Here is a 13,364-nt window from a genome sequence, read left to right as displayed (position 1 = left end):
TTTATATAATATTATACTATGAGAATTGTCACAACACCAATGTGTGAAGAGGTTGTAATGCTTGCGGGTATAAATGATTATAAAGTCAATAAAAATCCTGATTTGGAAGATGGGGATTTGGCGATTTTACTGTCTGAAAGCAAAGTTGAAATGAATTCATTGGCCATCAAGTTAAATACTCCTTCACAGTTATTTGAAAGTATTAAAGAAGTTTCCAAATTAAAAAATGAATTGTCTGATGCGGAAATTTTAGAATTTTTTAAGAACTATAATCTTTGTGTGAAGTATTTGGAAAATCATGAAAATTCACATGTTAAAGTAAAGGTATATTCCAATTTTTTAAAGGATATGGTTTTAAACATTGGTTTTGAAATAACTTCAAAAAATTATGATTATGTAATCTATCCTGATTATTTGGCAGATAAAGTGAAAGATGAGACCTCCCAACTGGTTGAAATTCCATCACACACTGTCGTATCCAAAAACCCTTTTGAAAGAATCGAAGCTCGGTATTCCATTTTGGAAAAGTTAATATAGATTAAATTTAAAAAATTAATATTACTATAGACTTTATGTGAGAGTATTAAAATGTATGAAACATTAACATTTACTGGTGGAGTTCACAAAAGTGAAGAAATCAAGGAATTGATTGAAGATTTGGGCGGATTCATTCTTCAAGACAATATTATGCAAATGGAATTGGTATTGAATATGGCCGTTCCATTAAATGATGTAAATAAGATAGAAGAGAAATCTGAAGAGTTATTGGCAAAACTTAGTGTAGCCCCTATGGCTGGTTCTGAAATAGCTATTGTTTCTCCTACACTTGCAAGACATCATTTGCCTCATGCGGCATGTGACATTTCTGAATATTTGCGTGAATATGGTGCAAAAGATAATATGATTGGTCTTGCTAGGGGTGATGGTAAGGGAACTTCAGGTATTTCTGAAGAGGAAAAACAATTGATTGAAGAACATGACATTGCTGTATTTGCACTTGGAAGTTTTGAGACATGCATCAAAACTAAAGCATTTTTATATGATGATATTAACATTCCAGTAATTGTAACTGGAGCACCTGATATTCCAATAGAAGAACTTCCTGGAGCTGATGCTTATGTTGGCGGTCTTGGAAGAATTCCTAGGAGATTAAGAAGAGGACCTGATATCAGAGCATTGGATACTTTGGTTGAAACAATTGAAGAAATTCTAAATAATAAAAAACGTGAAATGAATCTTGATCCGCCATTAGTACCTTCAATTGTTGTTAAAAATGCAATTGAAAATCAAATTCCTGAAATAAAGGATGTAATCTCTCCTGCACCGGTAACTACTCAGCTTGATGGTGTACGTGTAAAAATCAATTATGATAAATACCATGAACTGATTGAAAATATTGTCATTGACGGTAAAAAGTTATCTGAAATTGCAGAAATTAAAAAGTCTAAAATGTATGATTACATTTTAGTAAAGATTAATAGTGAAAGTTCTCTTATTGAGGACTCAAACTAATTTCTTTTTTAAAGTCTTCTCATTCCGAAGAAATTAATCGCATCCACCAAGTCATTAAAGTCTTCCAGTTCTCGTTCTATAACATTTTCGTCGGTTAGGTCAATGCTTAGTTCTCCATCTACAGTTAATGTATCAGGGCCACGTCCGACAATGCGTTCTATTCCATCAGCACTTAAAATTCTTTCAGCGTCAAGCTGGTGAACAAATGATCTGCCTGGAAGTATAACCGCATCTTTTATCTCACTCAAATCAAGTGTTTCCAAATCTTCTTTGGTGATGAGGCATGCTATTTCCTTTTCGACAGCCACTACATTTACACTTTCAACTTCAAGCTTATCGAAGATGTTTTGTATATATGGTGCAGCTATTTTTGAGGTGATTATTGTTGCTTCACCTGTGACCGGTTTGATGAACTGTAAAAATATCTGATTTTCATCTTTAGCTATTGCAAATGGTCCGCCGGTTTCCGGATCGCATAGTGGTGTTCCCGTAATTCTGAAGTTGTATTCATTATTTAAATCTTTGACTAGTTGGCCAAATTCCTCTACCGGTTGGGATTCGTGGTCTTTTAGGATAGGTTCATTTCCAAGTATCAATCCTTCGTTAAATGTATTTGCAAATCTCATTAATATGAATCCTTTTGCACCCCAGCTTTCCAAATCATCACACGTCTGTCTTAACACGTCTCCATCATTAACGCCGGGTATGATTACGCTAGCACCAGTCAGTTTAATGTTCTCACAAAATATTCTGCATGCATTAAGTGCCTCTTCGGGATGTTTGTCCCTAACCCATTGCTGTCTAAGTTTCGGATCTGTTGAAAATACTGTGAATGTAGCCTCTTCAACACCATTATTTATCAGTCTGGAAGCTATCTCTCTATCACTAATTCCTTTGCCGCAGCTATATCCCAAGTGTGACTTTATTGAAAATTGGTTGAATTGCGCAGTCAATGATTCTAAATGTGGATAACAGCTTATGTCTCCGCCTCCGCTGATATCGGCTATTACTTCACCCATTCCCATATTCATCATTATTGTGTTTTGAACATTGCTGAATACTTCAAAGGGACTTTTGAATTCACTTTGGGAGTCAGCTACGCCTTTGGAACATCTTTCACAACCGACTTTATTTGGAAGACAGTGTGCACAGCCAAAAACTTTAATTTCCTTTACCTTCCTGAAGTAACAGTATTTGCAAAAACCGTTACAATCTTTTCCAGGTATTCCTCCAACATCTGCTACTACATGCATAATCTTAAATTTTGTGTTTTGTATTATATAAATAGATTTGTCTTGAAAAAGTATTAAAAAAAGTATTATTTATTACAAACATTAATAAAAGTATTAATTTTTTAAATTTATTAGTTTATCCTAAATCTTATAATTTATTATTTATAATTAAATTTAAATTATTATACTTAATTTTTAATTAAATTAATTTAAATTTATTATTTATATTTATTTTAACTAAATTAAATTAATTTTTAAAAGTATTACTTTTCATCTCTTTTTTCTTAAATCGCTTTTGTGATATTATTCTTTATAAACTTTTCTAAAAATTTCTGAGGGTAATCTTTATATTATATCTTAATTAAAGATAAATTTGTATACCATATGGCTGGCTATTTGCAAAAACTTGCTTTGTAGCTTTACTCAATTTGGTGAAAAATTGTAACCATTGAGAGTGGTATATTAGTTAAACTCTATTTATTTAGGAGGGAAAAAATGGCAAAGTTTGATGATAAAATCGATTTATTCGATGATAGAGGCAATGAAATTGCATCTGACGTACCAATCGAAGCTATAAGTCCACTCAGAAACCCTGCAATTCAAAACATCGTAAAAGGTGTTAAAAGAACTGTTGCAGTAAACTTAGAAGGACTTGAAAAATCCGTTAAAACCGGTGCTGTTGGTGGAGACAAATCTAGAATCTTAGGTAGAGAATTAGATCTCGATATTGTAGCTAATTCAGGCGCAATCGCAGAAAAAATGAAAGAAATGATTCAAATTTCTGAAGGTGACGACACTACTGTAGAACCAATTTCCGGAGGAAAAAGGTTATTAGTACAAGTACCAACTCAAAGAATTGACGTTGCTGCTGAATACTCTGTTGCTCCTTTAGCAACCGCAACTGCATTAGTACAATCTGTTATCGATGTATGTGATGTAAGTATTTACGACGCAAACTTCGTAAAAGCTGCAGTATTAGGTAGATATCCTCAATCTGTAGATTACAAAGGATCTAACATTGCAACAATGTTAGACATTCCACAAAAACTCGAAGGTGCAGGTTATGCATTAAGAGGTGTAAAAGCAAACGACTTCGCTGCTGCTACTTTGAAAAACACTTTCCAAGCAACCGCTTTAGCATCAATCTTCGAACAAACTGCTATGTTTGAAATGGGTGATGCAGTAGGTACTTATGAAAGATTACACTTATTAGGTTTAGCTTACCAAGGTTTAAACGCTGATAATTTAGTAATGGATTTAGTAAAAGACAATGCAGAAGAAGGTACTGTTGGTAGTATTGTACAAGGTACTATTGCTCGTGCAGAAGCTGACGGAGTTATCGCTCCTCAAAAAGATTTAACTGACTTCTCTATTTACAACACTGACGACGCAGCTAAATGGAACGCATATGCTGCTGCTGGTGCTGTAGCTGCAACCATGGTTAACATCGGTGCTGCTCGTGCTGCTCAAGGTGTACCATCTACTTTATTATACTTCAACGACAACATTGAATTCGCAACTGGTTTACCAAGTATCGACTATGGTAGAGCAGAAGGTGTAGCTGTAGGATTCTCATTCTTCTCTCACTCCATTTACGGAGGAGGAGGTCCTGGTTTATTCAACGGTAACCACGTTGTAACCAGACACAGTAAAGGATTCTGTATCCCTTGTGTAGCTGCTGCTATGTCCTTAGATGCAGGAACACAACTCTTTTCACCAGAAGCAACTTCTGGTTTAATTAAAGAAGTATACAGTCAAATTGATGAATTTAGAGAACCTATCAACGCTGTTGCAGAAGCAGCTGAAGAAATTAAAGGTGACATCTAATTAATTTAAACAAATCTAATTTGGGTTTTTACTATGGATATTGAAATATTTCCTCATAGAGTTCTTGGAAGCGATACAACTGAAAAGTTGTTGAATGACTTGGAAGCTATAGATGATGTAAAAAGGACTGTTATTCATGGTCCAAGATTCCCTAAAACAGAAGAGACTTTACCTCCACAATATCGTGAACGTAGAGTAATCACTGTAAATGGTGAAGATGTAGCTTTACAAGTTAAAACAGGTAGAATTTTTGTTGAATTATCAATGGAATCTACTATAAAAGAAATAGAGGAAGTCTGCAAAAAGAATATTCCTTATGGTTTTGATATAAACCAATCTAGAACTAATTATATCAGAAAGGAACCAACTGTTTCTGATAGAATTAAGTATGGTGACATAGATTTACCAGATGAGTTAGTTGGAATGACTGATCAATATTCAAGTTTTGAAGACCATGTGAAAATTATTAAAAAGGATACTCTTGATTAATATGATAGGACGTTGTACTCACGTAGTTGATTGTAGGGAAACAAGCGGTATGGGAAAAGGCGGAAGTCTTGCTCAAAGGGGGACTTTTGCTGAATGTGGTACTGATGTATGTGCAGTAGCTATGTCTCCTGGACGTAGACACATTACTAAACCTGTTTGTGAAATTACTTTTGGTTTACGTGAAGCTAATGTTTTAACAAGTACTATGGTTTTAAATGCTGGTGCGGGTGTTCCTCATGATGCTCCTGCTGCTGGTGGAACATTATTCGGTCTTACTGACCGTGAAGTTCAGCAGATGGATAATTTCAAGTTATTGGTTATTCATTTAGGTGGAGTAGCAAATCATATTATTTACAAAGCAAGATTAATTCTAAGGAACATTGATAAACACTGTATTATCATATGTGAATCACCAGTTGACCATGAAGATTTTGCTAAAATTGGAGTAAAAACTTCTAAAGTCATGCCAAAAGATGAAGATATTAAAACCGAAGGTACTATTGACGATATTGTTACAGGCGTTATCCGTGGTGAAACAATTTCACAGGAAAAATTAGATGAAATTATTAGAAAAGTTAAATTAGCATTAGGAGATGCATAATTATGGTACAAATTTATCCAGGTACTTCTCAGGTTGCTCAAAATAGAAGAAACTTTTGTAACCCTGAACATGAGTTAGAAAAGTTAAGAGAAATCTCTGATGAAGACGTAGTAAAAATATTAGGTCACAGAGCTCCAGGTGAAGAATACAAATCTGTTCACCCACCATTAGATGAAATGGATGAGCCTGACGACATTGTAAGAGAATTAGTAACCCCTATTGATGGTGCAAAAGCAGGGGACAGAATTAGATACATTCAATTCGTAGATTCCATGTACTTCGCTCCAGCTCAACCTTACTTAAGAGCTAGATCTTACTTATGCAGATGGAGAGGAATTGATACCGGTACATTATCAGGAAGACAAGTAATCGAAGCAAGAGAAAGAGATATCGAAAGATTATCCAAAATCTTATTAGAAACTGAATACTTCGATACCGCAAGAACTGGTATTAGAGGTGCAGGTGTACACGGTCACTCCTTAAGATTAGATGAAAACGGTTTAATGTTTGATATGCTCAGAAGACAAGTATTCAACAAAGAAACCGGTAATGTTGAAATGGTAAGAGACCAAATTGGTGTCGACTTAGACGAACCTGTAGTCTTAGGTGAACCATTAGACGAAGAAACATTAAAAGCAAAAACCACTATTTACAGAATAGATGGTGAAGCATACAAAGATGATAAAGAAGCTGTTGAAGTATTACACAATATTCACGTTTCCAGATCCTTTGGTGCATTTGATCCAAACGCAGGATGGTAATTAACATGGCTGATAAAAAATTCTTAGATGCAATGAAACAAAAATTCAGTGAAGATCCAACTGAAAAAACAACCCAATTCTATAACATGGGTGGTTGGACTCAATCTGAAAGAAAAACTGCATTTGTAAATGAAGGTAAAGAAATCGCTGAGAAAAGAGGAATTCCAATGTACAACCCAGACATTGGTACTCCTTTAGGTCAAAGAGCTTTAATGTCTTACCAATTATCTACTACTGATACTTTCGTTGAAGGTGACGATTTACACTTCATTAACAACGCAGCTATCCAACAAGCTTGGGATGACATTAGAAGAACTGTAATCGTAGGTTTAAACACTGCTCACAACGTTCTTGAAAAAAGATTAGGTATTGAAGTTACTCCTGAAACTATTACCAATTACTTAGAAACTGTAAACCACGCTATGCCTGGTGCAGCAGTTGTTCAAGAACACATGGTAGAAACCGACCCATTAGTAGTACAAGATTCCTATGTTAAAGTATTTACTGGTGACGACGAATTAGCAGACGAAATTGACTCTGCATTTGTATTGGACATCAACAAAGAGTTCCCTGAAGAACAAGCTGAAGCTTTAAAAGCTGAAGTTGGCGGAGCTGTATGGCAAGCTGTAAGAATTCCATCTATCGTAGGAAGAGTTTGTGACGGTGGTACCACTTCCAGATGGTCTGCAATGCAAATTGGTATGTCAATGATTTCAGCATACAACCAATGTGCTGGTGAAGGAGCTACTGGTGACTTCGCATACGCATCCAAACACGCAGAAGTTGTTCACATGGGTACTTACTTACCTGTAAGAAGAGCAAGAGCAGAAAACGAACTTGGTGGAGTTCCATTCGGATTCATGGCAGATATCTGTCAAGCTTCCAGAGTCTCACCTGATGACCCTGTAAAAACCTCATTAGAAGTAGTAGCTTTAGGTGCTGCTTTATACGACCAAATTTGGTTAGGTTCTTACATGTCTGGTGGTGTAGGATTCACTCAATATGCTACTGCAGCATATACTGATAATGTATTAGACGACTTCACCTACTATGGTAAAGACTACGTCGAAGACAAATACGGCGACTTATGTTCCGCACCTAACAACATGGACACTGTTTTAGATGTTGGTACTGAAGTAGCATTCTACGCATTAGACCAATACGAAGAATACCCAGCTTTACTTGAAACCCACTTCGGTGGATCTCAAAGAGCTTCCGTTATTTCCGCAGCTGCTGGTTGTTCCACTGCATTCGCTACTGGTAATGCACAAACTGGTTTAAGTGCATGGTACTTAGCTATGTACTTACACAAAGAACAACACTCCAGATTAGGATTCTACGGATACGATTTACAAGATCAATGTGGTGCTGCTAACGTATTCTCCATCAGAAACGATGAAGGATTACCACTCGAAATGAGAGGACCAAACTATCCTAACTACGCAATGAATGTAGGTCACCAAGGTGAATACGCTGGTATCGCACAAGCTCCTCACGCAGCTCGTGGAGACGCTTGGGCTTTCAACCCATTAATCAAAATCGCATTTGCTGACAAAAACTTATGCTTCGACTTCAGCCAAGTACGTGCTGAATTTGCTAAAGGTGCATTAAGAGAGTTCGAACCTGCAGGTGAAAGAACTGCAATCACTCCAGCAAAATAGATAGATAAACACTAAATAGGTAGATGATTAATTTCATCTACTTATTTTTTCTTCAAAAATTTAAGTAAACCTTAAAATTATTTAGTAAAACTTTTATATTAATATTAAAAAAATTATACTTAGTAATAATAATTTTTTTATTACTCGTGATTTTTAATGGAATAAAAATCACTTCATGAAATGTTCAAAAAGAATGTTTCTTTTCACGTTTATTAAATGATCAATTTAATAAAAAATATGGAGGAAAAAAATTATGGACCCTGTAACATTAGGTGTTGTTGCATTAATGGGTGCAGTTGCTACTATCGGAGGGGCTGCAGAGGACTTAGAATCTGATATCGGTTCTCAAAGTAACCCTAACTCACAAGTTCAACTTGCTCCACAAATGGGACATTTACACCGTATGATAAACAAAGCGGCTTCTGGTGAACCGGTCGCTTATGGTGTTTGGTGTGGTGTAGCTGGTGCTATTGCATATATATTAATTTCAATGTTTGGTATGGTTCCTGGATTCCCAGTAATCGCTATTGCAATTGGTGCTGCTGTCGCTGCTTGTGTTCACGCAATTTATACTGTTACATCCCACATGGGTAGGATTGTTGGTCAATCACAATTCGAACAACCATTATTTATGGATGTATTATCACAATCTTTAGGACCTATTGTAGGTCACGGATTTATAACTAGTTTTTGTATTGTTGGAATTTCTTACTTAATGATTATTCCAACTGGTATGTCTGGCCCATTACACGTATTCCCATTACCTCTTTTAGCTATGCTTTGGGGTATTGCTTTAGGAGCTATCGGTTCCTCAACTGGGGATGTTCACTATGGTGCAGAAAGTGAATATCAAAAATTCGAATTTGGTGGAGGTACTCCTGTAGCTATTCAAGGGGATATCGTTACTAAAGCTCCATTAGGTGCTAAAAACTCTATGGATGTTGTAAACTTCTGTGCTAAATTCGGTGGACCATTAACTGGTTTCTGTTTCGGTCTCGTTGTATTCTTTAGTTTCTGGAATACAGTAGTATTTGGAATTACTGGCGGTATTATTGTAGGTATTATAATCGTTATTTTATTAATTATTATGAATGACAGATTAGAAGTATTTGCAAGAAATAAATACGGACCATATGAGGAAGAATAAGGAGGTTTCGATTATGGATCCAATTAGTTTAATTTTATTCATCGCAATAGGCGGTATTATGATTGGTGCTGGTGTGCACTTTATTCCTGTAGGAGGGGCTCCTGCGGCAATGGCTACAGCTACCGGTGTAGGTACTGGTACTGCTATGTTAGCTGCTGGTGCAGGTTTAACTGGTCTTATTACTGCTGCATCTATGTCTGGTCAACCATTTTATATAATATGTATAAGTGGTGCAATAGGTGCTATGATCATGATGGGTATTACTATGCTTATAGCTAACTTTATCTACATCTTTGGTGTAGGTGTAGTACCTGCAGCATCTAAAGTACCTGTTGACTGGATTACCAAACGTAACCAAGAAGCATACAAAACTCCTGGTACCGAAGGTCACGGTGTACCTACTACTTCATTTGTAAGTGGTCTTATAGGAGGTCTCCTTGGTGGTTTCGGTGGTGGATTAGTATACTATGGTATTAACACTGCTGTTAATGATAGTACCTTTGTAACTGATCCTGCTGTAAGTATCGGTTTAGCTGCTATTTTAGGTGTAGGTGTTTTCTTCATCAACTCTGTTATTGCTTCATATAACATTGGTGGTACTATTGAAGGTATGCACGACCCTAAATTCAAAAGAATTGGTACTGGTGCACTCGCATGTGCTATCGCATCTGTCGTTCTCGGAATTTTCTGTGTTATTTTAACAGGAGGTATATAAAATGTCTGCTGGTGGAAGTGCTGACGGTGCAGCTGCAGGTGCAGTAAGCTCAACTATGTTATTAGCTTTAGGTATCGTTGGTGGATTAATTTGTATTTATTTAGGTGGTATCGTAGGAGGTATCATTGGTCCAGTTATTGCAGCAATTGGTGCTGTTCTCGCTATCGTATGGGGATCAGATGCTATTCGTAGAGTAGCAAGTTACGGTTTAGGTACTGGTGTACCATCTATCGGTTACATGTCATTATCTGTTGGTGTTATTTCAGCTTTAACTGGTCTCAGTTTAGCAACTATTCTTAAAATGCCTATTGCAGGACCTATTGTAGCTTTCGTTGTTGCTGTTATTATTGGTGCTATTATTGCTATTGTTGCAACTAAAATTGTAGGTATGAAAATCCCTATCATGCTCCAATGTACTATTGAAATTGCTGGTGCTGCATGTATATCTATCTTTGCATTTTCTGTAGCTATTGCAGGTAGTTTCAATATGATGCCTATTTATGAAAGTGTTGTTGCTTCTGGATTCATTGCTGTATTATTCATATTATGTACTATGGCTATCCAACACCCATTCAACGCATGTTTAGGACCAAACGAAGATCAAGTAAGAACTTTAAAATGTGCTGCTTCAACCGCATTCTTATCAATGACTATTGTAGGTTTAATGTCAACCATCGGTGCTGGATTAGGCGCTCTCTTAGTCACTTTAGTAGGTTTAATCGGTTGGGTTATTTCATTCAGAGCATTCGTACAAGCTTCATGTAATGACGCAGCATCAACTAGATGGGCTGGTTTATGGCCTAAAGTAGATGAATAGGAGGAATTAAATATGGCTCAAATGTTACCTATGGTACAAATTGTACCTGAAATGAATTTCGCATATGACCCTGTAACTGGGGTAATCGGATCATCTTTAGGTTCAGGAGTTGTTCTCCTATCTATGGATGAAGTTGGTGAAGGTGTTGCAAAAGTAGAAGCAGCTGCAGATGAATTAATGGCTGCATTAGATCCTTATTCCAGTCCTGCTGGAGCTTACCCTGGAAGGGAAGGTTCCTATGTTACTGCAGGTTTATTAACTAACATTGTTTACGGATTCTTAATTGCTATATTTGTCATATTCGCTGCAATATCAATCGGGGGTATCTAGATGGCTGATAAAAAAGCTCCTGCAGACGGCTGGCCTGTTATCAGTGGGGATTACGTTGTAGGTGATCCGGAAAGTCCTGTTGCAGTAACTACTTTAGCTTCTCACATTGAAGCTGAATTATCTGGAGCAGCTATTGCAGGCCCATGTAAAACAGAAAACTTAGGAATTGAAAAAGTTGTAGCAAATATCATTTCTAATCCTAATATCCGTTTCTTAATATTGGCTGGTGCTGAAGTGCAAGGACACATTACCGGTCAAAGTTTCAAAGCATTACATGAAAATGGTGCTGACCCGGATAAAAAGAAAATTATTGGCGCAACTGGTGCTATTCCATTTGTAGAAAATGTTCCATTAGATGGTGTTGAAAGATTCCAACAACAATTAGAAATTGTTGACTTAATCGATACTGAAGATATTGGAACTATCCAATCTAAAATTAATGAATGTGTAGAAAAAGATCCTGGTGCTTTCGAAGAAGAAGCTATGGTCATTTCCGTAGATGATGATGACGGTGATGAAGACGAAGGAGAAGCAATGAAAGTTGTTTCTGCTGAAACTGCTCTTATTGAAGCAAGAATCAGAAATATCAATACTAAAATTGATATGGTCGGTGCTGTTCAAAGGAATATGGCAGGTAATTATGCTGGTAAAGTCCAAGGTATAATGATCGGTTTAATCTTCACTTTAGTAATCGGATTTTTATTCTTGATATAAGGAGGAATAATTTATGGTGCAAATTTCTAATAAACCTAACGTAGGCGGAATTAAAAAAGCTTCCGAAGAAGCTGAATACAGCTCAAAACTTATTGCAAGGGAAGGTAAACTTTTCGCAGGATTACTTGCAACCAGAGTAAAAGGAATTGCTATAGGTATTTGTTTTGCTCTCCTTTTAGTAGTTATTATTCCTTTCATTGCAAGAGCATGTGGATTATAGAGGTGTTAAAATGAGTGAAGAAAATTCAATACCTCAAGTAATGGTATCAGCAGACGAATTCAACGATTTAGCTAGCAAATTAGATGATGCTGAAGAAAAAGTTGATTTCACTGTTGGTGAATACTACCAACGTTTAGGACAACAAACAGGAAGAGATGTTGGTATTTTATATGGTATTATACTTGGATTATTTATATTGATTGTATCTATAAAATTTGGTGCTATATCAATGTTCCAAACATTATTAGCTAGTCTTTTATAGGAGGATTATTTTATGTTAAGATTTGATAAAGAACAACTCGTCATTGATGTTGCTGGTATGAAAATGGGAGGTCAACCTGGTGAATATCCTACCGTTTTAGCAGGAACCATCTTTTACGGCGGACATAACATTATTAGTGATGAAAAAGAAGGTATCTTTGATAAAGATGCTGCTGAAGAAAGAATTAAAACAATGGAAGAAATGTCTGATGTAACCGGAAACCCTTGTGTTGTACAAACTTTCGGTGCTACTCCGGAAGCTATGGTAAAATACTTAGAATTCGTTGGAGACATCTGTGACAAACCTTTCCTTATTGACTCAACTGCAGCTTCTGCTAAAATTGCAGGTGTAGAATATGTACAAGAAGTCGGATTATGTGAAAGAGCTGTATACAACTCTTTAAGTATGGCTGCAGAAGCTGAAGAAATTGAAGCAGTTAAAAACTCCGACATCGATGCTTCCATTCTCTTAGGTTTCAACCCAATGAACCCTGGTGTAGAAGGTAAAATCCAAATTTGGGAAGACGGTGGAGATGTTATTGACAAAGGTATTCTTGAAATGGCTGATGAATGTGGTATTACTAAACCATTCATGGACGTAGCAGTTACTCCATTAGGTCAAGGTGCTGGTCCTGCAGTAAGAACTTCTTTCGCAGTAAAAGCTAAATGGGGATACCCAGTAGGATCAGGTATCCACAACGTTCCATCTGCATGGGACTGGTTAAGAGGATACAAAAAAGAACACAAAGAAGCATGGCCTGTCTGTGATATAGGTTCCAACATTGTTCAACAAATGGCTGGAGGAGACTTCGTTCTCTTTGGACCTATCGAAAACGCAAGACTCGCATTCCCTGCTTGTGGTATGGCTGATATCATGATTGCTGAAGCAGCAAAAGATATCGGTACTGAACCTGTAGAAGACCACCCAATTAACAAATTATTATAGATATAGGGGTCCTGATTAGATGATTTTTATCATCTAATCTTTTTTTTATTTTACACTACTTTTTTTCAAAATATTTTAATAAAATTTATATTATCTTAATAATAGATTATTATTTAACTTTATATTGGAGA

General features: G+C 36.3%; 16 protein-coding genes. 15 read left to right on the top strand and 1 reads right to left on the bottom strand.

Annotated elements, in window-relative coordinates; genetic code table 11:
- Nucleotides 1–18 precede the first annotated feature (18 nt).
- Entirely contained in the window at nucleotides 19–537 is a 519-nt protein-coding gene (locus tag SM9_RS10030) for a hypothetical protein (protein WP_058740005.1), read from the top strand.
- A gap of 51 nt (nucleotides 538–588) precedes the next feature.
- Nucleotides 589–1,512, top strand: coding sequence for a methanogenesis marker 7 protein (locus SM9_RS10025; protein ID WP_058740004.1), 924 nt, complete (start codon nucleotides 589–591; stop codon nucleotides 1,510–1,512).
- A gap of 8 nt (nucleotides 1,513–1,520) precedes the next feature.
- Here SM9_RS10025 and mmp10 read toward each other — a convergent pair whose 3' ends face one another.
- Nucleotides 1,521–2,765, bottom strand: a complete 1,245-nt coding sequence (gene mmp10 / locus SM9_RS10020) for a methyl coenzyme M reductase-arginine methyltransferase Mmp10 (protein ID WP_058740003.1) — start codon at nucleotides 2,763–2,765, stop codon at nucleotides 1,521–1,523.
- Nucleotides 2,766–3,239: 474 nt separating this feature from the next.
- Here mmp10 and mcrB point away from each other — a divergent pair, with 474 nt between their 5' ends.
- The 13 genes from mcrB to mtrH all read left to right on the top strand — a co-directional run bounded on the left by mcrB (nucleotide 3,240) and on the right by mtrH (nucleotide 13,233).
- Nucleotides 3,240–4,571: a coenzyme-B sulfoethylthiotransferase subunit beta gene (gene mcrB / locus SM9_RS10015; protein ID WP_058740002.1), complete on the top strand. Its 1,332-nt coding sequence runs from the start codon at nucleotides 3,240–3,242 to the stop codon at nucleotides 4,569–4,571.
- 33 nt (nucleotides 4,572–4,604) lie between these two features.
- Nucleotides 4,605–5,060 carry a methyl-coenzyme M reductase operon protein D gene (gene mcrD, locus SM9_RS10010; RefSeq protein WP_058740001.1) on the top strand — a complete coding sequence of 152 codons (456 nt, stop codon included), beginning with the start codon at nucleotides 4,605–4,607 and terminating at the stop codon, nucleotides 5,058–5,060.
- 1 nt (nucleotide 5,061) lies between these two features.
- Nucleotides 5,062–5,661, top strand: a complete 600-nt coding sequence (gene mcrC, locus SM9_RS10005) for a methyl-coenzyme M reductase I operon protein C (protein ID WP_058740000.1) — start codon at nucleotides 5,062–5,064, stop codon at nucleotides 5,659–5,661.
- A gap of 2 nt (nucleotides 5,662–5,663) precedes the next feature.
- Nucleotides 5,664–6,422 (top strand): coenzyme-B sulfoethylthiotransferase subunit gamma, encoded by a 759-nt coding sequence (gene mcrG, locus SM9_RS10000; RefSeq protein WP_058739999.1) that lies wholly within the window; start codon nucleotides 5,664–5,666, stop codon nucleotides 6,420–6,422.
- 5 nt (nucleotides 6,423–6,427) lie between these two features.
- Complete coding sequence (mcrA, locus tag SM9_RS09995; protein ID WP_058739998.1) at nucleotides 6,428–8,083, top strand: coenzyme-B sulfoethylthiotransferase subunit alpha; 1,656 nt, start codon at nucleotides 6,428–6,430, stop codon at nucleotides 8,081–8,083.
- A gap of 253 nt (nucleotides 8,084–8,336) precedes the next feature.
- Nucleotides 8,337–9,230: a tetrahydromethanopterin S-methyltransferase subunit E gene (gene mtrE / locus SM9_RS09990; RefSeq protein ID WP_058739997.1), complete on the top strand. Its 894-nt coding sequence runs from the start codon at nucleotides 8,337–8,339 to the stop codon at nucleotides 9,228–9,230.
- Nucleotides 9,231–9,243: 13 nt separating this feature from the next.
- Nucleotides 9,244–9,945 carry a tetrahydromethanopterin S-methyltransferase subunit D gene (gene mtrD, locus SM9_RS09985; RefSeq protein ID WP_058739996.1) on the top strand — a complete coding sequence of 234 codons (702 nt, stop codon included), beginning with the start codon at nucleotides 9,244–9,246 and terminating at the stop codon, nucleotides 9,943–9,945.
- A 1-nt stretch (nucleotide 9,946) separates the two neighbouring features.
- Nucleotides 9,947–10,762, top strand: coding sequence for a tetrahydromethanopterin S-methyltransferase subunit MtrC (mtrC, locus tag SM9_RS09980; RefSeq protein ID WP_083495899.1), 816 nt, complete (start codon nucleotides 9,947–9,949; stop codon nucleotides 10,760–10,762).
- A 12-nt stretch (nucleotides 10,763–10,774) separates the two neighbouring features.
- A complete protein-coding gene (gene mtrB, locus SM9_RS09975) occupies nucleotides 10,775–11,092 on the top strand; it encodes a tetrahydromethanopterin S-methyltransferase subunit MtrB (RefSeq protein WP_058739995.1) in 318 nt (105 codons plus the stop codon).
- Complete coding sequence (gene mtrA / locus SM9_RS09970; RefSeq protein ID WP_058739994.1) at nucleotides 11,093–11,806, top strand: tetrahydromethanopterin S-methyltransferase subunit A; 714 nt, start codon at nucleotides 11,093–11,095, stop codon at nucleotides 11,804–11,806. It abuts the gene before it with no gap.
- A 13-nt stretch (nucleotides 11,807–11,819) separates the two neighbouring features.
- Nucleotides 11,820–12,026 carry a tetrahydromethanopterin S-methyltransferase subunit F gene (locus SM9_RS09965; protein ID WP_058739993.1) on the top strand — a complete coding sequence of 69 codons (207 nt, stop codon included), beginning with the start codon at nucleotides 11,820–11,822 and terminating at the stop codon, nucleotides 12,024–12,026.
- Between the two features lie 10 nt (nucleotides 12,027–12,036).
- Complete coding sequence (gene mtrG, locus SM9_RS09960) at nucleotides 12,037–12,288, top strand: tetrahydromethanopterin S-methyltransferase subunit MtrG (RefSeq protein ID WP_058739992.1); 252 nt, start codon at nucleotides 12,037–12,039, stop codon at nucleotides 12,286–12,288.
- Between the two features lie 12 nt (nucleotides 12,289–12,300).
- Entirely contained in the window at nucleotides 12,301–13,233 is a 933-nt protein-coding gene (mtrH, locus tag SM9_RS09955; RefSeq protein WP_058739991.1) for a tetrahydromethanopterin S-methyltransferase subunit H, read from the top strand.
- Nucleotides 13,234–13,364 lie beyond the last annotated feature (131 nt).

The sequence above is a fragment of the Methanobrevibacter millerae genome (assembly GCF_001477655.1).
In the GTDB taxonomy this organism is placed as follows: domain Archaea; phylum Methanobacteriota; class Methanobacteria; order Methanobacteriales; family Methanobacteriaceae; genus Methanocatella; species Methanocatella millerae_A.
Note: the sequence above shows the minus strand (reverse complement) of the source record. Positions and strands in the feature narration are given on the sequence as shown.

Bases quoted from the DNA above. Each gene is read 5' to 3' on its own strand.
- SM9_RS10030 (WP_058740005.1), top strand. From the start codon at position 19: ATGAGAATTGTCACAACACCAATGTGTGAAGAGGTTGTAATGCTTGCG.
- SM9_RS10025 (WP_058740004.1), top strand. From the start codon at position 589: ATGTATGAAACATTAACATTTACTGGTGGAGTTCACAAAAGTGAAGAA.
- mmp10 (WP_058740003.1), bottom strand. From the start codon at position 2,765: ATGCATGTAGTAGCAGATGTTGGAGGAATACCTGGAAAAGATTGTAAC.
- mcrB (WP_058740002.1), top strand. From the start codon at position 3,240: ATGGCAAAGTTTGATGATAAAATCGATTTATTCGATGATAGAGGCAAT.
- mcrD (WP_058740001.1), top strand. From the start codon at position 4,605: ATGGATATTGAAATATTTCCTCATAGAGTTCTTGGAAGCGATACAACT.
- mcrC (WP_058740000.1), top strand. From the start codon at position 5,062: ATGATAGGACGTTGTACTCACGTAGTTGATTGTAGGGAAACAAGCGGT.
- mcrG (WP_058739999.1), top strand. From the start codon at position 5,664: ATGGTACAAATTTATCCAGGTACTTCTCAGGTTGCTCAAAATAGAAGA.
- mcrA (WP_058739998.1), top strand. From the start codon at position 6,428: ATGGCTGATAAAAAATTCTTAGATGCAATGAAACAAAAATTCAGTGAA.
- mtrE (WP_058739997.1), top strand. From the start codon at position 8,337: ATGGACCCTGTAACATTAGGTGTTGTTGCATTAATGGGTGCAGTTGCT.
- mtrD (WP_058739996.1), top strand. From the start codon at position 9,244: ATGGATCCAATTAGTTTAATTTTATTCATCGCAATAGGCGGTATTATG.
- mtrC (WP_083495899.1), top strand. From the start codon at position 9,947: ATGTCTGCTGGTGGAAGTGCTGACGGTGCAGCTGCAGGTGCAGTAAGC.
- mtrB (WP_058739995.1), top strand. From the start codon at position 10,775: ATGGCTCAAATGTTACCTATGGTACAAATTGTACCTGAAATGAATTTC.
- mtrA (WP_058739994.1), top strand. From the start codon at position 11,093: ATGGCTGATAAAAAAGCTCCTGCAGACGGCTGGCCTGTTATCAGTGGG.
- SM9_RS09965 (WP_058739993.1), top strand. From the start codon at position 11,820: ATGGTGCAAATTTCTAATAAACCTAACGTAGGCGGAATTAAAAAAGCT.
- mtrG (WP_058739992.1), top strand. From the start codon at position 12,037: ATGAGTGAAGAAAATTCAATACCTCAAGTAATGGTATCAGCAGACGAA.
- mtrH (WP_058739991.1), top strand. From the start codon at position 12,301: ATGTTAAGATTTGATAAAGAACAACTCGTCATTGATGTTGCTGGTATG.